Here is a 23,496-nt window from a genome sequence, read left to right as displayed (position 1 = left end):
TTATTGTACGCCATACCCAAAATTTGATAGACTAATAGGGGGAGCGTTATGTGCTTCCTGACAGAAGAATCTCCTTATTCGCATCCTGGATGAGAAGGGGGTATCGATGATGTATCGGCTTCTGGTCGTCGATGATGAAGCATTCGCATTGAAGAGTGTAGTGGACACCATTGATTGGAGGTCACTACAGATCGCACAAGTGTTCGCCGCATCCGATGCGGAAGAGGCAAGAGAACTGCTTGACGGACATGCAATTGACGTGATGATATGCGACATCGAGATGCCGGGAGAAAACGGACTGGAACTGCTAAATTGGATGAGGAAAAGAGGCGTTGCGACAGAGACAATCTTTTTGACCGGGCATGATAAGTTCGATTACGCGCATACGGCGCTGCAGATGGGCTGCTTCGATTACTTGCTGAAGCCGATCCGGCACGAGCGGTTGAAGGAAACCGTTATGAGAGCGTTATCAAAACTGGAAGAAACCAAACAGAAGCTTTCGATGCACAACCGGGTGGAGCGTTACGAGAATTTGCTTCGCACGCAGAAGCATATTCTGGTTGACCGATTCTGGACCGATCTGATCGAGCCGGGCGGCGAAACGTATGACACGGAACCGCATACGACCTATCTGTCGATGATTCAACCGGAGTTCTCGCCGCATGATGTGTTTATGCCGGTGCTGCTCAGCGTCGATCGATGGAAGCAAAGTTTCGGAAGCCGGGACGAGCATATTCTTGAATATGCGATGATGAACTCCGCCCGAGAGACCGTGCTGCGCAATTGGCCGGGAACGGTCGTGAAATGCAGAGGCGGTGCGATCTTCATCATCATCTATGAAGCGGCGTCGGTAGAGCGCGAGCTGAAGGAACTGGAATGGCGGTGCCGCCGGTTTATAGCAGATTGCAATCAGTACTTTTACGGTCATGTGTCCTGCTATATCGGATCTGCGGGTCCGATCGACCGGATTTCATCCACCTGTGCTGAATTGCTCGATATGGAGAGGCGCAACGTGTCCAAGTCGGATTCGATCTTTATTAAAGGCGAGTTCTACGAGGATCAAGGGGGCATGAATGCGGTTGCTTGGCCTTCGGAGCTGTCGGTTCTGTTCGAATCAGGCAAGAAAGATGAGCTGCAGAGGCGGATAGACGAGATGTTCAGCATTTATGAGAATCAGAAGTCGTTATCAAAGGAACATTTGAAAGCGTTTTACTTTCATTTCGTTTCGATGATCTACCAGACGTTCCATAAAAGTGGTTTCTCCGTCGATCATGCTCTGGAATCGCTGAGCCGGCAAGAGGATATGGCGCAAGCGACCAAATCGTTATCGCAGCTGCGAGCCTGGACGAAGCGGATGACCGACGCGGCGATGAATGCGGTCGATAAGCGGCGCAATCGCGAGCCTTCCGTTATCGAGCTTATCGAGCAGTATGTGCAGACGCACATCTCACAAGATTTGACGCGCGAAGACATAGCCGCTTTTCTCCACTTTAACCCGGCTTATTTGTCGAGGCTGTTCAAGAAGGAGACCGGCTTATCCTTGTCGGACTATATAATGGACCAGAGGATGAAACAAGCGAAGCGGCTACTAAGCGAATCTGATCTGAAAGTAAGCGATGTGGCCGAAATTACGGGATACCGGAATTTCTCCTATTTCTCGAAGCTGTTCAAGAAGCAGGAAGGGTTTACTCCTCAAGAGTTCCGCAAGCGAAACAAGCGGTAGCTGCTGGAATCAATGGCAGCTTGAAGCTCTATGCGGTTGCAGCCGGCTTTGTTACAACGGATGACAAGAACGATGCCAGGCAGCATAGTGCTGCCTGGCATATTCATTTTCTGAACAACGTTGTTTGTTTTACATATGAAACTATGCGAAAAGGTGGCCGTCACACATACGAATTGATGCTCATCAGAACTTTTGGAACATCGAACGGGGCGATCTTGGCTGGCTTCAGCCGGGCACGGTATTATACGGCAGTTACTTGCCGGAGTTGCTTGCGCCAAGATTGGACCGCCATAGCATCGGCGGTACGATTGTCGTGAAAGAGGAGCGTTCGCACGAGGAAACCGATTATTTGCTGAGGCCATACTTCGTGCTCGTTGCATTTTGTACAATGAAATCGGCCAGTAGGTGCTCGAAATTAGGGTTCATTGTAGTTTCTGCAATGGAAAAAGACGCAATCGCCGAAAGGGGCCATTTATTCAACAAATTTAGAAATTATCGTTGTATAGAATGCAACGAACTCTATCATTTCGAACCAACCTGCTAGTTATGGTTGTATGAAATACAATGAAGGGATCATGCTCCGCAGGGTACATTGCCGTTAAGTCGCTGTGGCAGTCACGGAGGAGTAGCAGTTTGTAAGGTGGAGGCCATACTTCGTACTCGTTGCATTTTGTACAATGAAATCGGCCAGTAGGTGCTCGAAATTAGGGTTCATTGTAGTTTCTGCAATGGAAAAAGACGCAAATGCCGATAGGCTCCCATTTATTTCGCAAACATAGAAATGTTCGTGGTATAGAATGCAACGAACTATATTATTTCGAACCAACCTGCTAGTTATGGTTGTACGAAATACAATGAAGGGATCATGCTCCGCAGGGTGTGATCCCTTTCATCAGAGCAGTCGTTGATGCATCTCATGCTAGAGCAGCCTTTTCCGCTCTATTGCCATGCCCAGCACGCCGCACCACTCAATTAAAAAGGATGAGCAGAAAAGGAAAATTTCTGCTCATCCTTTTTGGTGTTCCCTAGAACATGCTCCAGTCGCATTCGACGGACATCGTCTCGAGCAGCCGGATGCCTGCGACGCTGTTGCCGCGGCTGTTAAGCGCCGGACCGACGACGCCGATGCCGTACCGGCCGGGGACGACGGCCAGGATGCCGCCTGCGACGCCGCTCTTCGCCGGAATGCCGACGCGGATGGCGAACTCGCCCGATGCGTTGTACATCCCGCAGGTGAGCATGAATGTTTTGGCGATCTGAACGTAGCGTCTTGGCACCAACTGGCGCTCTGTCAGCGGGTCGAATCCACCGTGGGCGAGAATGAGTCCCATTCGGGCCAGGTGATGGCAGGTGACTTCGATTGCGCAATGGTTAAAGTAGACGGACAGCACTTCCTCGACGCTCGCATGAGGAGACAAGACGCCGTTCTCTTGCAAGAAATAAGCGAGGGAGCGGTTGCGGTATGCGGTAGCCGATTCCGATTCGCTTACCGAGCGGTTATAGTCGAGCGAATCGTCACCAGCCATAAGCCTCATAAAGGCAAGGACGCGTTCGGTCTTCTCATCCGGGCTCGCACCTCCGATCAGCGAGGTGACTGCAATGGCGCCTGCGTTAATGAGCGGATTGAACGGAATGCCCGGTTCGACAAGCTCGAGTTTCAGTATCGAGTTGAAATCGTCGCCGGTCGGCTCCATGCCGACTTTCGAGAACACCGCTTCTTCACCGTTATCAATGAGGGCAAGCAGCAGCGTGAACACTTTGGAGATGCTCTGCATCGTGAACAGCATGCCGCTCTCGCCCCCAGCAATGATGCTGCCGTCTGCGCTTAGAATCGAAACGCCGAGCGCATCCGCCGGTGCGGCGGCAAGCGCCGGTATGTATGCTGCGGCTTTGCCGTCCTTAGCGTAAGGGCGGCAATCGCTCAGCCATTGCGGAACATTTGCCGATAAATTCATCCATTGCTCATTCATAGCTATCACTCCTAAACCTTGTTCGCGTATCGATAACCGTCAGTCCAACCATTTTCTTCTGATACTGTTAGTCTAATCTTGTCAGCTTAAGCACGCAATAACATTCCATTTATGGAGGCGGAGCAAGGAATTAGATCGTATAGGGTCGAATAAATAGAAATAAAGAGAGAGGAGCGGAATCATGTTGATCATTGATCTAACACACTGTATCCGGGACGGTCTGCCTGTATATCCGGGAGACGATCAAACCGTGCTCACGCATTCCAGAACATTCAGCGCTGACGGCTACAACAACCACCAGCTGTCAATCAATATGCATGCCGGAACGCATATCGACGGTCCGATGCATCTGCTCGATATTCAACAGCGGATTCATGAAGTGCCGATCGACCAGTTTATCGGCGATGGCGTCCTTCTCGACGTTCGGCATGCGTCGGTGGTTGATTATGAGCCGTCCTATGAGCAGATGATCCCGGAGAGAAGCATCGTTATTGTCTGCACCGGCCACGGAGACAAGTTCGGCAGTCCGGAATATTTCTCCGGGCATCCGGAGCTGACGCCGGCTTTCGCTGAATTGCTTATCCGCAAGCAGGTGAAGCTCGTCGGTTTGGATTTTCCGTCGCCGGACCGTTACCCGTTCCAAGTGCACAAGATGCTGTTCACCAATAACGTATTGATCGCCGAGAACTTGGCTAACACCGAGCGGCTGATCGGCATTGGGCCGTTCGAAGTGATTGCCCTTCCGCTTCGGATCGAAGCAGACTCATCCATTGCCAGAATTATTGCCCGAACAACCGCGTCTGTGCCCGTGCAACCGAGCGGCAGCTAAACGCTTCATGGAGCGGGCTAGAATCGTTCGGAGTAAGGCCCGCGAATCGATCGGTGACATTGCCGTTAATGGTTAATATTGTGATATGATAGAGTGCAAGAATGATAGCATGAATTGGGATATGGGAGGATGCAAGATGATCGGAAAGTTTCTGCTGTTCGGACTGCTGTGGTCGATATTCGGGAATCCCTTTATCGCTCTAATAGTCCTGGTCGGTATTCTGTATGTGATTGACCGACGGTTTATCGGGTTGTCGCCAAGCTTAGTGAAACCGATCCGCCGGTTCAGCCGCATTCGCCGGCTGCGGCAGGAGCTCGATATGAATCCGAACGATCTGACGGCGAAGCTCGAACTTGCCAAGTTGCTTATTGAGAAGCGCAGCTTCCGTCAAGCCAGAGAGCTGTTGGAGCCTCTCCGCGAGCGGGAAGCCGTCGAGCAGTCGGCGGAATATTGGGACGATCTTGGTACGGCGCTGCTGCGTACGGGGGAACTCGAAGAAGGCGAAGCGGCGGTACGCCGTGCGCTGGAGATCAATCCGCGCGTCAAGTACGGCCAGCCCTACTTGCGTCTGGCGGCAATCATTGGAGCGAAGGATCTCCCTAAGGCACTGCGGGATATGGAAGCGTTCCAGCAAATTCAGACGTCCTCCTGCGAAGGCTATTACCGGCTGGCTAAGCTGAACATATTGCTTGGCAGGAAGGATGAAGCGAAGCGTGCACTTGATGAAGCAATCCGGCTGTACCGAATGCTTCCTAAATATAAGAAAAGACAGGAGAGACGCTGGATGCTGCTTAGCTTTGTCGCCCGGCGCACCGTTTAACGATTTCAGTCGCCTCTCCATTCACCATAGAACGGCTTGCGATGGAATAGCGATCGTCGCGACATTACTTCATAGAGGAGCAACGAATTGATGAAGCGGCGCAATAGTATATTGTTGACGATCATATTGCTGGTTGTCTTAATCGGAATAAACAATGCCGTCTATTATTTTATGGCTAAGCGGTCGCTGGAGAACGGCATGCGCCACGAAATGATGGCCGTAGCCAAGCAGATTCAGTTGTCGATCGAGCAGTCCCGGTTGGGCGGAGAAGTATTCCAGGACCAGATCGGCCGCGAGCTTCGCGCCGTATCTATAGCGGCTCAATATGCGCTTGATCCGGACATCGATCAAGTGACGAACGAGCAACTGAAGGAGCTGGCAGATAAGCTGGATGTGACGCATATCTCCTTATTCCGCCAGAATGCGGAGAAGGATGATATCATCATCGAGAAATCGTCCGATCCGAAGGAGCTTAACCGCGGTTCGAAGACATGGGACCCCTGGTATAAGGCGTTCCAGCAGCTAATTGCGTTGGAGCCGGTATCCGTCAAATGGGGACAGACGCTTAAGCAGTTCTGGACCGGACCATTCGAGAGCGCATCGACCGACGTCGAGAAAATATACAAATGGGGCTATTATTACGACGGTTCGACCAACTATATGATTGATCCGTATGTAAGCAACGATATGATGCACCAATATGAGGAAGCGACAGGCGTCAACCGGATGATCAAGCGTGCGGTCGAGGAGAATGCGTCGCTTCTGGAGATTACCGGCATTAATCCCGAGACGTTCGCGCTCGGCGGGCCGGTACTGACGAAGAACGAGGTCGGTGAATGGGTCGAGCATATTACGCAGCAGCCGATTATATTCGGCCAATATACTTATCGAACGAGTGATGACGCGGCAAGTGTAGAAGAAGCGTACAGGTCGAACCGGACCGTGACAGTGAATACGCATACGAACGGCAAGCACGTATTGAAGACGTACATCCCGGTCGAAATCCCGAAAGGATCCAGCATATTGGACAAAGATGGGGAATCGATCGAGCGGTACATTTTGACCATCGTATCCGATTATAAGTTCGTCCAAGACTCGCTCGACCAACAGTTCCTGAATATTGGGCTTATCATTACTATTATTACGACGCTTAGCGTGCTTGCGGTTATGATGACCGTCAGTTATCTCCGGCGCTCGCGCGACAAAGTAGCGAAGGATGCACAGCTGACTTACGTGGACGAAATGAATCAGCTGTTGCTGTCGGTTAAGGCGCAGCGCCATGATTTTCTGAACTATGTGCAGACGATTCAATCACTTGCCGACCTTGGCAAAGTGGCCGAGCTAAAGTCTTATACGCGCGAGCTTGCAGGAGACATCCAACTGACGAACGATATGATCAATATCGGCAATCCGGCGATCGCCGCGCTTCTCCGGTCCAAGCTGGCGCAAGCGAACGAACGCAAGATCCGGTTCGAGACGGTATTCCGGGGACTGGACAAGCTGGACTTCGGCATCAAGTCGCTCGATTTGACGCGCATGATCGGGAATCTGATTGACAATGCATTCGATGAAGTGATGAGATATTCGGAGGAGCGGCGGCTGATCCGGCTTGAAGGCGTTCTTGATGGCGGCCAGCTCGAGTTCGTCATCCGGAACACTTGCGACGATGCAGAGAAGGTCATCGCGGAGAGTAGGCTGCTTGAGCAAGGTTATTCGACAAAGGCGGAAGGGCATCAAGGGCTCGGGCTGTCGATTGTCAAAGGGATCGTCGAGTCGTACAAAGGAACGCTGCAAATAAGCGCCGATTCCGGCGGATATATTATATTTGCGGTTAGGCTGCCGCATTATTAGAAATCATAGTCGCAACCGCGACAAGTGAATGAAGGCTTCCGCCATCCAACGGGTGACGGGGGCCTTGTTCGTTGAACCAACTTACAGCAATAACCCTGCTGCTTATGTTATAATGAAAAGAATGTAAGATGAACGGAGTGAATGAATGGACTCCTTATTTCAAACCGAACTTATGCTGCTGCAAACGTTGGAGTCGGAACTTGCGGATCATCTGCCGCCGGCTGTCGCGGAACGCGGCTGGGATTATTATAGTAAGGGCCGGGTACAATCGGTCAAACTAATGGACGGCGATACGCTTATCGGCGCTGTACGCGGTACCGATATGTATAGCATCATGCTCGACGTCAGCCATTTTGCCTATAGTACATGCACATGTCCGAACAGCGATTATTGCAAGCATATGGCAGCTGTTTATTTTGCTGCATGCGCGAAGTCCGGCACGCGCTCACCGGAGGATGCAAGACGCAGACTGATGGGGCTTGCCGCTCCGGAAACGGCTTCTGCCAACGGCAGACCGGCCGAACTGACAGAGGACGATTACCGGCGGATAACGTCACGGATGGAAGAGTTGTACGGCGATGCTTGGAAGCAATGCCGCTACTCGCTTCATCCGCTGCAGTCCGTTCTGCTTGGCTTGAAGGGACTTGCGAGAGATTGGGATAAATCGATTCAAAAGTATGAATGGATGCTGGCGATACTGTTCACTTTGCGCCAAGCGGAGAAGGCGTTCACGCTGGTCGATCCGTTCAGCAAATATTATCAGCAAATGAGCTTCACTCGCATGGCGGAGCCGTGGATCGAGCAGTACGAATCGATTGCGGCGGATCAGACGAATTGGCGCGAGTGGTCGGCACGGTCGTCCGAATGGTTCGATACGGTTGCCGAGTACGCGCGCAATCAAGCGGCAGACGGAGTGAATGAGCTGTTCCGCTGGGACTTTCTTTATTTGAGCTTGACCTCCGGCCGGCTTGACGATGACAAATGGCGCGCCGCGGAGCGGGCAAGGCTGGAACGGAAGAAAGAAGAGGCGGCTGCGGAGCAGGGTAAGTCGGCTTATCCGAAGCCGTCGCCTGCCGCTGGCGTTTCCGAGGCGATGCAGGCGGCTGCGGAACAGTCCAAGCGGAGAAATTATTTCGCGGAGATCGGGCTGGCTGCACTCGATATGTTCGAAGGACATGATGTGCGTGCCGCAGCCCGGTTGGAGGATGCTCCGATTGAACCGATCGAGCCTCTTATTCAAATGTATGCGCAGACGAGATTGACGCAGCGGAATTGGGAAAGCTTCGAAATATGGATGCAGTTCTTCTTCGAACGGCGGTCCCAAGGAGCGAATTCGCGGGCGATCGTTCCTTTCCTTTACTTATGCAGGCAGGCCGATCTCGTTCAGCCGGACAATCCGCAATGGATTGGCTGGATGATTGCGCTGCTTCCCTATTCCTACAGCGAACTGGCGGACCATTGGCTGGAGCTCGGCAAGTTCGAGAACTGGGCCGATTTGCAGTTGCTGATGGGGCTGTCGCCTGAGGATCTGGATGCGAAGGATGTGCGCGAAGCAACGAAGAGCGCCCCGCAGTCGCTGCTGCCGATTTATCACCAGGCGATCGACGATGCGATCGGCGCACGCAACCGGCAAGGGTACAAAACTGCGGTCAAGCTGATGAAAAAGCTCGAGAAGCTGTACAAGACGTTGAATCAGCAGGAGCAATGGGAACGGTACGTCGGACTTCTGTCCGACAAGTATCATCGTCTGCGTGCGCTGCAGGAAGAAATGGCGAAAGGAAACATACGCCCATGAGAGGAATAGACATCAATCTGCCGCTCGTACTTGATGCCCGCTGGGCGCCAGGCGAAGGCGTATACGTGATGGAGGAGCGCCAAACGGCTTACGGTGCCCGGCTCAAAAGGCTTCTGTTCGCGTGGCACTCCTCTTCCTGGTACGGCTCGGAGATCGAGAACAAAGAGGCTTTCGGCAGAACGACGCTTCTGCTGCCTCCTCTGCTCGCGATCGATTACTTGGCCGGCCCGAAGCATGTCCGGCTGCTGAACATCGATTGGACGGATGACGGCAAGCGTGTGCTTGAGACTGGAGAGAAACTGCAAGAGGTGCTGGAGCGAGGATGGTTCGTGCCCGACGGCGTCAGGTGGACAGCAGAGCTTCCAGCTTGGCGGCTCGACGTGCCGGAGACGGAGCAGAACGGGCAATGGCGCAGTTTACTTAAGCGATGGGAGTCGGCTGGACAGGCGGGTGCGCCCGATGAGTGGCTGACGCTTGCTGTCAACAGCTTGATCGATTCGGATAAGTCCGTTGCAGCGGCATGGCATCAGGCGCTTGCCAGCATCGGATCGGCTGTGCTGAGAGGCGGCGCTGCGGACGAAGAGGATTGGCTCGTTGCAGCCGGCATCCGCAAGGATCTGTTCCCGTTCCGTCTGGCGCTGCAGCTCGCCGAGCCAGACGAGGAACATGGGTGGCGGCTTCGCCCCGCTGTGCAGCACCGGGATGGCGGCGCATGGATTCCGCTTGCCGTGGATGGTCAGCTTTCGCCTGTTGGCGAGGAGGATCTGCCGGCTGATTGGCTGCCGCTTATGGCTGAGCGGCTGGAACGGGAGCGGCTCAAGTGGCAGATGTCCGCACCGGAAATATTGCAAGAAGACGGGAGCATCCGGTCGGAATTGACCGATCCTGAAGCCTATACGTTTCTGGAATCGACGAGCCTCAAGCTGCTGCAGGCTGGTTGCCCGGTGCTGCTGCCGTCTTGGTGGGAGACGGTCCGTTCCCGCAAATTCCGGCTGAAGGCGAAGATGAAATCGTCGGTCGGCTCAAGCGAGCAGCCGATGTTCGGCTTGAACGAGCTCGTACAATTCGATTGGAAGCTTGCAGTCGGCAATATCGATTTGTCGGAAGCTGAATTTATGCAGTTGGCGGCAGACAATCGGCGGCTTATGCGAGTCGGAGGCGAGTGGGTTCATCTGGAGCCGGCCGACGTCGAACGGATTAAACGATGGATGAAGCAAGTCGGCAAGCGCAAAGGCTTGACGCTGCGCGATGTGCTTGAAATGCACTTGCGAGGCACCTCTCCGCTTGCCGAAGGAGAAGAGGAGGACGGGATTTCGCTCGCTGCCGAGGTAGAGCTGAACAGCCACTTGTCGAAATGGCTGGAGCAGCTTCAGCAAGGAGGAAGCATTCCGGATGTCGAAGTGCCGGAAACGTTCCAAGGCCAGCTCCGTCCGTATCAGCTTCATGGCGTGTCATGGCTTGCGTTTCTGCGCCGGTTCGGACTGGGCGGCGTATTGGCCGACGATATGGGACTAGGGAAGACGGTACAATTCACGGTTTATTTGCTATACGTCAAGCGGTTGGCGGAGCAGGGAACTGGCAGAAGCGGGCCGTCGCTGCTCGTCTGCCCGACTTCGGTCATCGGCAACTGGGAGAAAGAGCTCGAGAGGTTCGCGCCGGACTTGAACGTTATGGTTCATTATGGACCGAAGCGCGACAAGGGCGAGTCGTTCGCGGAAGCTGCGGCTGCCGCGGATATCGTCATCACGTCTTATTCGCTCGTTCCGCTCGATGAAGAAGAACTCGATAAGGTCGATTGGAACGCTTTATGTCTGGACGAAGCGCAAAATATTAAGAACGTCAACACAAAACAATCAGCCGCGATTAAACGGCTGCATGCTTATCACCGCATTGCGCTGACTGGTACGCCGATGGAGAACCGGCTGACGGAGCTGTGGTCGATCTTTGATTTCATTAATCCCGGCTATCTGGGCCGGCTTGGCGAGTTCCGCCAGCATGTCGTAGCGCCGATCGAAAGAACGCGCGATGAAGAAGCGATCGCAGGGCTGCAGAGGTGGACGAGGCCATTCATGCTTCGCCGGGTCAAGAGTGATCCGGCAATTATCGACTCTCTGCCGGATAAGAGCGAAGCGAAGATGTTCGTGTCGTTGACCGCTGAGCAAGGCGCACTCTATGAGAACATGGTCTCGGATCTGCTTGACAACCTGGATAAGGAAGGGCCGATGCGGCGCCGCGGACGGATATTGTCTGCGCTAACGAAGCTGAAGCAGCTGTGCGATCATCCGCAGCTTCTGCTCGGCGACGGCGTGACGGGACCGGAATGGGATGTCGAGCGTTCGAATAAGACGATGCGCATAGTCGAGATGGTCGAGGAAATTGCGGCGGAAGGCGAACGCTGCCTTATCTTCACCCAGTTTGTCGATATGGGCATGATGCTGCAGCGGCTGCTGGAGGAGCGAATCGGCTTGCCGGTGCCGTATTTGCACGGCGGCGTGCCGAAAGCGCAGCGCGACGCCATGATCGCGAAATTTTCCGATCCGAACGAACCGGGCTGCGCCTTCGTCTTATCGTTGAAAGCGGGCGGAACAGGCCTCAATCTGACGGCAGCGAATCATGTGTTCCACTTCGACCGTTGGTGGAATCCGGCCGTCGAGAATCAAGCGACGGACCGAGCGTTCCGGATCGGCCAGACCAAGAAGGTGCAAGTGCATAAGTTCGTTACGCTGGGCACGCTCGAGGAACGGATCGATCAAATGATCGACCGGAAGCAATCGCTGAACGACCAGATTGTCAGCCAATCGGATCAATGGGTAACGGAGATGTCGACCGATGAACTGCGGGAGCTGTTCGCTCTGCGCCGGGATAGGTTCGGCCGGTAACGAATCGGCTGTTGAGGAGGGAAAGCGATGGAACGTGAACGCGATGATATAGAGCAGGCGCAAGCCGAACAAGTGAAGAGCGGTCAACCTGTTCAGGCGGATGCGGATGAGGAGATCGGGCCAGCCGATGCGCTGCCGGCATGGCGTCCGTTCTACGCGGCAGTACGGGATGCGGTACGCAAACTGCGGGAGCAGTAAGCGGTGCAGGAGATTGGTATTGAGGAATCGAAGCTTGAAGCGGAGGTCAATAGCCTCGCTTCAAGCTTTTTTTGCCGGGAGGGCACTATTATCTTCTGTGAACGGGCTTGTACGGATGGATCGTTGATTTTTACCCCTCTTCATTAATGTTAAAATACATAACATAATTCAAGTAAGACAACCTGTTTCTCGTTGTGTTCTAACGAACAAATGACGTAGATGTGTTGTTTTTAAAATGAAATCGCTACATTTTTATTGTAAACGCTATCAAAATGTTATATTATATAACATCAATAAATCAAAAGTATCCGTCCTACCGTGAATTTTTACCCCTGATCATTCATCACAATATAAAAGTCTCCCTGCCTCATGTTTTTTTCAACCTCCTTGGGGTGCTGGCCTCCACTTATAATCAGAAGTGTAAGAGGCAAACAAGAATTAAAGATAAACCATTTATCTAGGAGGTCTTACGATGAAGAAAAATCTGACCCTGATTGCCGCTACACTACTTAGCTGTTCGGTGTTCCTCGCAGCTTGCGGATCTTCCGACAAAGAAGAGAAGAAGCCTGCTGACACGACTAGCAGCACGACAACGACGACAACGGAAGAGAAGAAGGAGGAGCCGGCACCAGAGACAAAGAACGTCACGCTCAAGCTCCGCCATACACAAATTAAAGAAACAAGTAAAGTACGGCTGAAAATTTTCCAAGATGTCGTCGCGAAGACGGAACAAGAAAATCCAGGCCTGAAAATCGAAATGGAAGGCATCGACGAGGTCGTCAACCGCGACCAGAAGCTGAAAGCTGAGATGGCAGCAGGCAACCCGCCTGACATCTTCGAAGTATTCGGCGGCGCTGACCTGAACCTGTACGTTAAAGCAGGACGCATGCTCGACCTGACGCCGATCATCGAAGAACTCGGCATCAAGGACAAATTCGCAAGCCTTGACGAGTTCACGGTAGACGGCAAAGTGTACGGCCTTCCGTTCGGCGGCTACAGCGAAGCTGTATTCTATAATAAGAAAATGTTCGCGGACATGGGTCTGACGGTTCCTACGACGTGGGATGAGCTGATCGCTACGGCTGACAAAGTGAAAGCTAACGGTAAAACGCCGTTCGCGCTCGCAGCGAAAGACGCATGGGTTAACGGCATGCTCTGGAACACGGTAATGGAACGCAACGTCGGCATGGACGCTCTGAACAAAGTCGTAACAGGCGAGACGAAATGGACGGATGCGGACTTCATCAAAGGTTTCGAAGCGTACTCGACACTCGTTAATAACGATTACTTCACGAAAGGCTCGCTGGGCCTTGCTTATGCGGACCAAGGCGCGAAATTCCTCGCGGGCGACGCAGCAATGCTGTTCACAGGCAGCTGGGATGCGAACCGCTTCACGAGCGACGAAGCTGGCGATCTGAAAGGCAACATCGGCTACTTCTCGTTCCCTAGCATTGCAGGCGGCAAAGGCGACCAACAATCGATCAACGCAAGCTACTCCAATGGCTTCGGTTTCTCTGCTAGCCTGAGCGAAGACCAAGTTGCCATGGTTAAGAAATTTATTGCGAACTTCTTCAACGAAGAAGTGCAAAAACGTACGTTGATTGAAGACAAACTGCTGCCTTCGATGAAGTTGACCGACCTGTCCGGCGTAGATCCGCTGATCTCCGACGTATTGACGGTCATGAGCAACGCTTCGAGCTCGTGGAAAGCGTTCGACGCAATCGTACAGCCTAGCGTAACGGCTGATATCGGGGTAGGTCTGCAAGAGCTGATCGGCAAAGTGAAGAAGCCGGCAGATGTAGCGGCTCACATTCAAGCAGCGCAAGAGAAAGCAAACGCTCAAAAATAAGCGACAGCAATAGATGGACGAGAGGGTGTCCTTCCTTGGAAGGCACCCTCTTCCTCTAACTGCACCCGCTTGCATGGCATGTTTATTGGAAGAACAGGAGGCTGACCACATGAACAAAGCGCTTCGCAATCCATGGATTTACGCCGCTTTCATCGCACCGACGCTTGCGTTGTACTTGTTGTTCTTTTTGTACCCGGTCGTTCAATCGCTGTATTACGGCTTCTATCAATGGGACGGCATTACGGACAAAATTTATATCGGGTTTGACAATTTCACCAGATTGCTGCATGACAAAGTGTTTATCAAGTCGTTCTGGAACAACATGTACTTCCTAGTATTCTCGCTTGTTATCAACATTCCGCTTGTCGTTCTTATTTCGATTCTCATTAGTAAAGTCAACCGTCTGCGCAGCTTCTATAAGTCTGCTGTGTTCGTGCCGGTCGTCATCTCGACCTCGACGGTTGCGATTCTGTTCGGTGTGCTGTACAACTACGAATCGGGCATGATTAACCAAGTGCTGCGTTCCATCGGCTTGGATAGCTGGGCGCAGGAATGGCTGTCCGATCCGAAACTTGCTATGCTGTCCATTCTTATTGCGAACGCGTGGCAAAATATCGGCTTCTTCATCGTCCTGTGCTTGGCCGCCATCTTGAATATTCCCCGGGAAATTGTCGAAGCAGCGAATATCGACGGGGCAACGTCATGGCGCGAGACGAGGCTCATTACGCTGCCGCTTATTCGGCCGGTGATGTTCGTTATGCTGCTGCTATCCGTCTCCGGTACGATGAAGGTGCTCGATATCGTTCAAATTATGACGAATGGCGGGCCGTTCCAATCGACGGAAGTCATGTCGACCTATATGTTGAAGGTCGGCTTCCGTTCCATGGAGCTTGGCTACGGCAGCGCAATCGGTGTGGCCATGTTTATTATCATCCTAGTTATGACAGGCATTCTACAACTCATTTCGAGACGTCGTGAGGAGGTGCAGTACTAATGGCGAAAACAATGCAAAGCTTGCCTTCGGCACAAGGGAATATCGGCTCAGCCCAAGGATCATCCGGGTCGCTATGGTACCAAATCCGCCAGAAGCGTCTGCCGTTCCACTTCACGCTATGGGCCTACATTCTCGTGACGCTGTTTCCGCTCGTCTGGCTGTTGATGTCTTCGTTCAAGACAAACCGGGAAATTACGGTCAACACATGGGCACTGCCCAAATCATTCAACTTCGATAATTATAGAGCAGCCTGGGAGAGCGCCAACATCGGCGGCTACGCATTCAATAGCTTGTATATTACGATCGTCTCTTGTTTGCTGACGCTGGCCCTTGCTTCGGCTACTTCTTTCGCGATTGCGCGGATGAAATTTAAGGCGCTGAACAAAGCCGTGTATCAATTTATTTTGCTCGGATTGCTCGTGCCGGCCAGCGCATTGTTCATTCCGCTCTATCGCCTCATTAATGAATTACATTTATATAATAACCACTGGTCCTTAATTTTGGTATACTGCACGTATGCGCTTCCGATTACGGTATTTATTTTGCATGCGTTTATGATCTCAATCCCGAACGAGCTTGAAGAAGCGGGCATTATGGATGGTATGAGTGCAGCGGGATTGTTCGTCCGTGTCATTCTGCCGCTGTCTATGCCTTCGCTCGTGACGGTGACGATACTGAACTTTATCGGGAACTGGAACGAATATATTTTGTCTCAGCTGTTTATTTCCTCGGAGGCGAAGCGGACGCTGACGACCGGTATGGCAACGTTCAACGACGGCTACCGGACGAACTTCGCTTCGCTGTCGGCGGCGGTTATTATGAGCGTTATTCCGGTACTGATCGTCTATCTGTTCCTGCAGCGGCAAATTATTGCCGGCATGACGGCAGGCGGTGTGAAGGGGTAACAGAAACAGCAGTCGTAACGAGGGGTAACAGCTCTGAGGCGGAAAGGCCTGGCGGACATGAACTTAAGACCGAAGCTGCTCGTCGCATTCATCATCCTTATCGTCGTGCCGATTTTCTCGCTCGGCATCGCCTCGTTCTTGAATTCGGAGAGACTTCTGGAGAAAAAGTATAACGAGCAGACGGAGCTGACGCTGACAGCGGTCGGCGGCAACATTCGTTATTTCTTCAAAGAGCTTGACCAGCTGTCGGATTCCAGCGTAACGAGCAGCACGGTGCAATCCATTCTTAAGTCGAGCTGGCAAGGACCTCAGGATGCCAGTTACCAGATTCGGCTCAGTCTGGCGGAGAAATCGATCAGCGCCAACTTGTTCCAGCATCAAGCGGTCAGTCTGATCGTGCTTTATGCGAAGGACGGCATGATCTTTCAGTCGTACCGGAGCGATCCGACAACGTACCGCCCTATCTCGTACGACCTTCTTCAGAACCATTCCGTATTTAAAGAAGTGACGAAGCGGGCTGGCCGCCCGTTATGGATCGGTCCTTATGAGCATCAGGAAATTACGGGGCAGGACCCGCCGCTCTTCACGCAGCTTCGCATCGTGAAAGATTTGGATACGCTGAACGATATCGGAGTCAGCGTTATGCAATTCAAGACATCGGGTGTAGCCGACATCCTGCAGACGTTCGGCAATCCTGTACTGGATGACGAGCATTCGCGTTATATGCTTGTCAACAGCAGCGGCATGGTGATGCTCGACAGCAAGAAAGAGATGAACGGGCAGTTGCTCAGCGAATTGACGACGATTGCGCCGCAATTAACGGAACGTTATGCAAGCAACCGGGCGGAGTTCGGCGGCAAGGACAGCCTTGTTTCGTCTTATAATCTTGAGATGAACGGCTGGGTGCTCGTATCGGTCAAGTCGTGGGAATCGCTGACGAACGAGAACGTCCGTTTTATTAAATGGATCGCTTCCATCACGATTATTTGTTTGCTCTCGGCTATTTTGTTCAACCAGTTCTTCGTTGGCCGGGTTGCGAAGTCGATTATACGCGTCGTCCGCAAAATGCGTCTCGTCGAGCAGGGGATGCTCGAAATCCGGATTACGGCTGGCGGCAAGGATGAGACGGTCATGCTGGCGAACAGCTTCAACAGCATGGTCGACCGTCTAGGGAAGCTGCTGAACGAGGTGCGGCAGGAGCAGGAACGGAAGCAGCGCGCGGAGATGATGCTGATGCAGGCGCAGATCAAGCCGCATTTCCTGTTCAATACGCTGGAATCGATCAACGCGCTCGCCGCGCAGAACGAAGGCCATAAAATTATGCTGATGGTCCGCAGGTTAGGCAATTTGCTGCGAACGAGCATGCATGAGAACGAAGAAAATACGGTTTATCAAGAAATCGAACATGTGCGCAGCTATTTGGAAATTCAAAAATACCGGTTCGAGGAATTGTTCTCTTACGAGATTGACGTTCCGGAAGAAGCGCTCGAATATACGATTCTGAAGCTGACGCTGCAGCCGCTTGTCGAGAACAGCATCCAGCATGGGTTCGACGGCATGGATGGCAGCGGCATGATTCGCATTCGCGTTACGCTGGAGCCGCACCGGATCGTCTTTATGATCGAGGATAACGGCGTCGGCATGACGCCGGAAGTATTGAAGCGGCTTGACGACGGACGCCACGAACGCGATAAGGACGAGGCGTCGTCGGAGCTTGGTGAGCGGCGCGGTCTTGGACTGCGCAGCGTCGCAGAGCGGCTTCGCATTCATTACGGTCCGTCCTATGGATTATGGATTTGCAGCGAGCAAGGTCAAGGGACGACGATCCGGTGCACGATACCGAGAAGCAGAGGTGGACGGTTATGAACGGCAAAGTCATCATCGTCGACGACGAACCGCATATTTCACGCAATCTAGAGAAAGTCATCCCTTGGGAAATGCTTGGTCTTGAAGTGGTCGGCACGGCGAGGAACGGGGCGGAGGCATATGAGCTCATTCAGTCTTTGTCCCCCGATTTGCTTCTGAGCGACATTCGAATGCCGGTCATGGACGGTCTTGAGCTCGTCAAACGGATTCGTGAGGAGGAGCTTGACGTCGACGTTATTATGCTGTCCGGTTATCAGGATTTCGCGTATACGCGGACAGCCATCCAATATGGGGTGAAAGATTATATATTAAAACCGATTCCTTACGACGAGCTGACCGGCGTCATTGCCCGCGTCATGAGCGAGCAGCGGAACAAGCGACGCCAGCGGAAGGAAGAGGAACGCAAGCTCGGCCGAATGATTGATATGGCCGGAGAGAAGATGCTGTACGATATTCTAATGGACTACACCGATCCGTCGTCGGACCATTGGCTCATGAATGGCGAAGAGCAGCGTCACGCCGACCGTTCTTACATGCTTGCCCTATTCAATTACGACGTTGGTTCGGAAGCGGCGAAAGATTGGCGGGAATGGACCGATAAGGAACGCAAGCTGTGGAATTTCGCCATCTACAACGTGCTGCGCGAATCGATGCAGCAGCCGGGCCAGTCGCATGCCGTCATTCAGATGCGCGACGGTGAGTGGTGCGTGCTGGTCGAGCGGACAGGCGAAGGAAAACAGGATGCGGAGTTTGACCGCGAGGCTGTCCGGGAATGGACGCTTGCGCTGCTTGAACAGGTGAAGAAGCATGTGAAGCTGACGCTGGAGACCGGCATCTACCCGAGTTATGTCAGCATCAAGGAGCTGTCCGGCGCTTATAAGACGGTTCAGCGGGGCATGCAGCTTGCCGGTGAAGAGCAGCAGCTTAGCAAGAGCGAGCAATCCGTCCGTTTCTATGAAGACGACGCATCTGAGCAATCTGGCGCCGATCTTGCGATGTGGGGCATTGCGGAGCGGCTGGTCAGCGGTTTGAAGAGGGGCGATAAAGTGGTCGTCGAAGACGAGCTGCGGGAGATCAGCACGCAGATGAAGCGGATTGACGAGCCGTCTTACCGCCGGCTGCGTCCGATGATTCATTTTATCGCGTTGCATATGATGCGGGAGATGAAGGAGACGGGGCTGCTGCGCCGGGAACAAGAGGAGCAGCTGTGGCGCAAGCTGGATAAGCTGTACGGCGTGAAGGACTTGATCGCAATGATCCGTCTGCTAAGCGACGCCGGGCTGGAGCGGGACAACCGCAAGCAGTCGGAGCGCTCTATGCTTGAGGCTAAGGCTTATCTCGACCGCAATTTGTTCCGCGATATTAGCGTCGAGGAGACGGCTTCTCATGTCGGGCTAAGCGCTTCGTACTTTAGTCTGCTATTCAAACAGACGTTTGGGCTGACGTTCATCGAATATGTGACGCGTCAGCGGATGGAGAAGGCGAAGGCGATGCTGGCCGAGACGACGAAGAGCGTCGCACAGATCGCGAAGGAAGTCGGCTATTCGGAACGGCGTTATTTTACGAAGGTATTCATGAAGTTTACAGGGGAAAATCCGACCGATTACCGCAGCAGTTGCCAGCCGGCAGGCGTATCCTCCGCTCCGGAGGAACCGGAAGAGCCGGAGGCGTATCACCAGTAGAGCAGACTTGCATCAGCTTGCATGGGCGGCGGAATCGGAATCGCAAATTGTAAATGGCACCAAATCGAGAGCTTTAATGACGAAAGGGAGACGTCCTTATGGCAGAGCAGCAGCTTAGCGGCACGAGCCCGGCAGCAGGAGCGGAGCCGGAATGGAAGCAATGGAGCTTGAAGGAGAAGGCAGGCCAGCTGTTTATATTCGGATTCCATGGCTATCAGCCGGATGAAGAAGTATTGGCGCATATTCGTGATTACGGAGTCGGCGGCGTTATTTATTTCAGCCGCAACGTCCAAAGCGCGCAGCAGGTGCATGCGTTGTCGGAGTCGCTCGCACAGGCGGCCGGCGCTGCGGGCAGGCCGCCGCTTCTGGTCGCGATCGATCAAGAGGGCGGCATGGTATCGCGTATCGTAGACGGGGTCACGCTTATGCCGGGCAACATGGCGATTGGCGCGACGGGGTCGGAGCAATCGGCGTATGAGACGGCGCGCATATGCGGCGAAGAGCTGCTGAAGCTGGGCATTAACGTCAACTTTGCGCCTTGCTTGGATGTGAACAACAATCCGGATAATCCGGTTATTAATGTCCGTTCGTACGGCGACCGCCCGGAAGTCGTCGGACGGCTCGGCGTTGCGGCTGTTCAAGGCTATGCGGAAGCGGGCGTTGCGGCAACGGTGAAGCACTTCCCGGGGCATGGCGATACGGATGTGGATTCCCACCGGGATATGCCGGTCGTGGCGCATGACAGAGAACGGCTTGATGCGGTTGAGCTTGTGCCATTCCGTGCGGCAATCGAAGCGGGAGTCGACGTCATTATGACGGCGCATGTCGCGATGCCGGCACTGGAGCCGACAGGCTTGCCTTCGACGCTATCGAAGGCGGTATTGACGGGGCTTCTGCGGGAGGAACTCCGTTATGAGGGCGTTATCATAACGGACTGCTTGGAAATGAAGGCGATCGACGACGGCTTCGGACCGGAACGCGGAGCGGTCATGGCACTTCAGGCGGGAGCTGATCTGGTGCTCGTCTGCCATACGTACGACAAACAGAAGCGTGCGGTTGAAGCGGTTGTGGCGGCTGTGGAGCGGGGCGAGCTGAACGAAGAGCAGCTCGACGAATCGTTGGCGCGCGTCATGGCGCTGAAGGCGAAGTTCGGCGGCGGCGCAGCGATTGCGCCTTGGAGCAGCGTTCAGCCGGCGATCGGAACGGCGGCTAACCGCGAAGCGGCACGCCGCTGGAGCGAGGCGTCCGTGACGCTCGTGAAGAACGAAGGCGGATTGCTGCCGCTGCCGGCCGAATCGCGTACGCTTGTCTTGTGGCCGGACATCGTCGCCGTATCGGAAGCCGACGAGCTGCTGCAAGGCGACGGTACGCTTGGCGGATATTTGAACTTGTACTTGCCGAACGTAGAAGAGCGGCGGATGAGCGGTGAATCGCCGCTGGCGGACTTGGAGTCGTTCGAGCGGATCGTGCTCGTAACCTATGACGCCGTGAAGCATGAACTGGAGCGGCGTACGGCTGCAGAAGTAATCGCGCGCGCCGGTGACCGGACGGTTGCCGTCTCGGTGCGCAATCCGCTCGATCTGCCGGTCTATCCGGACGTTCGCGCATATGCTGCGGTATACGAATGCCGTCCGCTTGCGCTGCAATCGGCGGCGAAGGCGCTCGCCGGACAGCTTGAGCCGCAAGGCCGGCTGCCTTTGGACCTGTCGCCAGTTTATCCTTACGGCTGGAAATGCGAGTAATGCTAAGGCATTATCGATAGTATCGACGATGACTGGATGAGAAGCTGTCCCAGGCCGTTTGGCTTGGGACAGCTTTTTTTAGCAGGGAATACCGTCCTCGGGAGCGAACCTATTCTTAAGTTATGGCGTGTTTTCAGCGGCATGGCTGAAATAGAAGACAGCGAAACGAGGACGAACAGCAAATATGAGCACCATTATGTTTACCGGCGGCGGGTCCGCTGGTCATGTCACCGTTAATCAAGCATTGATCCCGCGTTTCCTGGATGAAGGCTGGAAGGTCGAGTATATCGGCTCGGAGAACGGAATCGAGAAATCGTTGATCCAGCCGATGGCCGGTGTACGTTATCACAGCATCGCGACAGGCAAGCTTAGAAGATATTTCGATTGGCGCAATGTGACCGATCCTTTCAAAGTCGTGCAAGGTGTCTGGCAAGCCTACTTCCGCATTAAACGGTCGAAACCGAATGTTTTATTTTCCAAAGGCGGCTTTGTGTCCGTACCGGCAGTTATCGGAGCGTGGCTGAATAACGTCCCCGTCATTATTCACGAATCGGACGTCACGCCTGGATTGGCGAACCGGTTGTCGATCCCTTTCGCGCGATCGGTGTGCACGACGTTCCCTCATACCGCGAGCAGCTTGCCGGCAACGAAAGCCTGTTACGTCGGGCCTGTCGTTCGAGCAGGTCTCGATCAAGGGAACGCGGATAGAGGGCGGGCATTGTGCCGGTTCACGGATCAGAAGCCGGTTCTGCTTATAATGGGCGGCAGTCTCGGCGCCAGATCGATCAACCAAGCGGTTAGGGCCGCACTTCCGCAGCTTATCCGTCAGTTCCAGATCGTCCATCTGTGCGGTAAAGGACAATTAGACGATACGATCGAATTTAGCGAATATCAACAGTTCGAGTTTATGACCGATGAGCTGACGGAGGTGCTGGCGATGACGGATATCGTCGTAACGAGAGCGGGAGCCAACTCGATCTTCGAATTTCTCGCGCTCAGCAAGCCGATGCTGCTTATTCCGCTGTCACAAGCGCAAAGCCGCGGCGATCAGCTGCTGAATGCAGACTTTTTCGAGAAATCGGGATATGCGGAAGTATTGTTAGAAGAACGGCTGACGCCGGACATGCTTCTGTCCAGCATTACGTCGCTGCACGATAACAGGGAGCGCTATATCCGCAGCATGGCGCAGGTTGAACAGTCCGATGCGCTGTCCCAACTTTTCGATCATATTAAACAGACGGCGAAAGCGCTGCGATAAATGGACAGTCGGCTGTGGCCGCAATGAGGAGGGATTCGATTGATTCGATATCCGATACTGGAACCGCAATCCACGATTGGCGTGACCGCGCCGTCATCGGGTGTTTCGCCGGCTCTGCATGATCTGGTCCATCTTGCTTGCGGCCGATTGAAGCGGGATGGCTATAATGTCATATGCGGTGATACGGTATGGACTCAGCGTAAGGCGAAGTCGGCGCCGGCTCAGATTCGCGCTGCCGAGCTTCAAACGATGCTGCAGGATGACCGAGTACAGATCATCATCCCTCCATGGGGCGGGGAACTCTTGATCGAGCTGCTGGAACATTTTGAGTTCAACCGAATGCCCTGCAAATGGATACTCGGCTACTCCGATACGAGCGGGCTGCTGCTTGCCATAACCTTAACGACAGGTATCGCTACGGCTCACGGTACGAATCTGATCGACCTGAGGGGACAATACTCGGACGAAACGACTGGCATGTGGCAATCCGTGCTCTCTACGAAAGCTGGGCAATCCAATGTCCAGCATTCTTCTCCTTTCCATCAGAAGGAATGGAAGCACGATTCGCCGACGCCGTGTGTTTTTCACCTGACCGAACCGACGTGCTGGAGTTCGATACCGAATATGGATATCAGGATGGCGGGGCGGTTGCTTGGGGGCTGCATCGATATTATCCGGCATTTGATCGGAACGCCATACGGGGATTTGCAGCAATTCCGAGAGAAGCACATCGGCAACGAACCTGTAATATGGGTTTTGGAAAATTGTGAGCTGTCCGCAACGGATCTGCGCAGATCGCTCGTTCAGATGAAACTGGCGGGCTGGTTTAACGGATGTGCGGGGATCATGTTCGGCAGAAGCGGCGCTAATCAACCGGTTGACGACTATACAGAAGAGGACGTTTACCGGGATCTGTCCGAAGACCTTGGCATTCCGATCGTATTCGATATCGACTGCGGCCACGTCCCGCCTCAGATGACGTTCATTAACGGCGCATACGCAGAAGTTGAAGTAGCTGGCGGCAAAGGAGTAGTAAAGCAGTATTTTAACCCCTAATTCAACCAGCCTAATACAATGAACTTAATAAAATAAAAGATAAAAAAGCTCCCATAACGATGGAGAGGCGCTGCCCGTG

The 23,496-nt window shown here is 53.6% G+C and carries 16 protein-coding genes; 15 read left to right on the top strand and 1 reads right to left on the bottom strand.

What is annotated here, in order from left to right:
• The first annotated feature begins 106 nt into the window (after positions 1-106).
• On the top strand, positions 107-1,723 hold the full coding sequence (locus tag PKO01S_RS16770) for a response regulator (protein ID WP_127532585.1): 1,617 nt from the start codon (positions 107-109) through the stop codon (positions 1,721-1,723).
• Between the two features lie 1,025 nt (positions 1,724-2,748).
• Here the strand turns inward: PKO01S_RS16770 and glsA are convergent.
• Positions 2,749-3,693 (bottom strand): glutaminase A, encoded by a 945-nt coding sequence (gene glsA / locus PKO01S_RS16765; RefSeq protein ID WP_127532584.1) that lies wholly within the window; start codon positions 3,691-3,693, stop codon positions 2,749-2,751.
• A gap of 181 nt (positions 3,694-3,874) precedes the next feature.
• Here glsA and PKO01S_RS16760 point away from each other — a divergent pair, with 181 nt between their 5' ends.
• From PKO01S_RS16760 to PKO01S_RS16700, 14 genes are all read left to right on the top strand, one after another.
• Entirely contained in the window at positions 3,875-4,522 is a 648-nt protein-coding gene (locus tag PKO01S_RS16760; protein ID WP_246070602.1) for a cyclase family protein, read from the top strand.
• A 136-nt stretch (positions 4,523-4,658) separates the two neighbouring features.
• Complete coding sequence (locus tag PKO01S_RS16755; protein ID WP_127532583.1) at positions 4,659-5,342, top strand: tetratricopeptide repeat protein; 684 nt, start codon at positions 4,659-4,661, stop codon at positions 5,340-5,342.
• Between the two features lie 90 nt (positions 5,343-5,432).
• Positions 5,433-7,193 (top strand): sensor histidine kinase, encoded by a 1,761-nt coding sequence (locus PKO01S_RS16750; RefSeq protein WP_127532582.1) that lies wholly within the window; start codon positions 5,433-5,435, stop codon positions 7,191-7,193.
• 145 nt (positions 7,194-7,338) lie between these two features.
• Positions 7,339-8,988, top strand: coding sequence for an SWIM zinc finger family protein (locus PKO01S_RS16745; RefSeq protein ID WP_127532581.1), 1,650 nt, complete (start codon positions 7,339-7,341; stop codon positions 8,986-8,988).
• Positions 8,985-11,867 carry a DEAD/DEAH box helicase gene (locus PKO01S_RS16740; protein ID WP_127532580.1) on the top strand — a complete coding sequence of 961 codons (2,883 nt, stop codon included), beginning with the start codon at positions 8,985-8,987 and terminating at the stop codon, positions 11,865-11,867. The genes PKO01S_RS16745 and PKO01S_RS16740 overlap by 4 nt, the downstream gene beginning before the upstream one ends.
• 27 nt (positions 11,868-11,894) lie before the next feature.
• Positions 11,895-12,065, top strand: a complete 171-nt coding sequence (locus tag PKO01S_RS28845) for a hypothetical protein (RefSeq protein ID WP_164779643.1) — start codon at positions 11,895-11,897, stop codon at positions 12,063-12,065.
• A gap of 472 nt (positions 12,066-12,537) precedes the next feature.
• On the top strand, positions 12,538-13,914 hold the full coding sequence (locus PKO01S_RS16735) for an extracellular solute-binding protein (protein ID WP_127532579.1): 1,377 nt from the start codon (positions 12,538-12,540) through the stop codon (positions 13,912-13,914).
• A 109-nt stretch (positions 13,915-14,023) separates the two neighbouring features.
• Positions 14,024-14,908 carry a carbohydrate ABC transporter permease gene (locus PKO01S_RS16730; RefSeq protein WP_127532578.1) on the top strand — a complete coding sequence of 295 codons (885 nt, stop codon included), beginning with the start codon at positions 14,024-14,026 and terminating at the stop codon, positions 14,906-14,908.
• Positions 14,908-15,813: a carbohydrate ABC transporter permease gene (locus tag PKO01S_RS16725; protein WP_127532577.1), complete on the top strand. Its 906-nt coding sequence runs from the start codon at positions 14,908-14,910 to the stop codon at positions 15,811-15,813. Before PKO01S_RS16730 ends, PKO01S_RS16725 begins: the two co-directional genes overlap by 1 nt.
• A 57-nt stretch (positions 15,814-15,870) precedes the next feature.
• Positions 15,871-17,679, top strand: coding sequence for a cache domain-containing sensor histidine kinase (locus PKO01S_RS16720; protein WP_127532576.1), 1,809 nt, complete (start codon positions 15,871-15,873; stop codon positions 17,677-17,679).
• Positions 17,676-19,361, top strand: a complete 1,686-nt coding sequence (locus tag PKO01S_RS16715) for a response regulator transcription factor (RefSeq protein ID WP_127532575.1) — start codon at positions 17,676-17,678, stop codon at positions 19,359-19,361. Before PKO01S_RS16720 ends, PKO01S_RS16715 begins: the two co-directional genes overlap by 4 nt.
• Before the next feature lie 98 nt (positions 19,362-19,459).
• On the top strand, positions 19,460-21,103 hold the full coding sequence (gene nagZ / locus PKO01S_RS16710; protein ID WP_127532574.1) for a beta-N-acetylhexosaminidase: 1,644 nt from the start codon (positions 19,460-19,462) through the stop codon (positions 21,101-21,103).
• A 184-nt stretch (positions 21,104-21,287) separates the two neighbouring features.
• The gene (locus tag PKO01S_RS16705) at positions 21,288-22,361 is read left to right on the top strand and encodes an undecaprenyldiphospho-muramoylpentapeptide beta-N-acetylglucosaminyltransferase (protein ID WP_127532573.1); all 1,074 of its coding nucleotides are present in this window, start codon (positions 21,288-21,290) and stop codon (positions 22,359-22,361) included.
• Between the two features lie 39 nt (positions 22,362-22,400).
• Positions 22,401-23,417: a S66 family peptidase gene (locus tag PKO01S_RS16700; RefSeq protein WP_127532572.1), complete on the top strand. Its 1,017-nt coding sequence runs from the start codon at positions 22,401-22,403 to the stop codon at positions 23,415-23,417.
• Positions 23,418-23,496: the final 79 nt, after the last annotated feature.

The organism is Paenibacillus kobensis NBRC 15729, assembly GCF_004000825.1.
Taxonomy (GTDB): Bacteria; Bacillota; Bacilli; order Paenibacillales; family Paenibacillaceae; genus Paenibacillus_T; species Paenibacillus_T kobensis.
The sequence above is the reverse complement of the archived record's forward strand: the minus strand, read 5'-3'. Positions and strand labels throughout refer to the sequence as shown.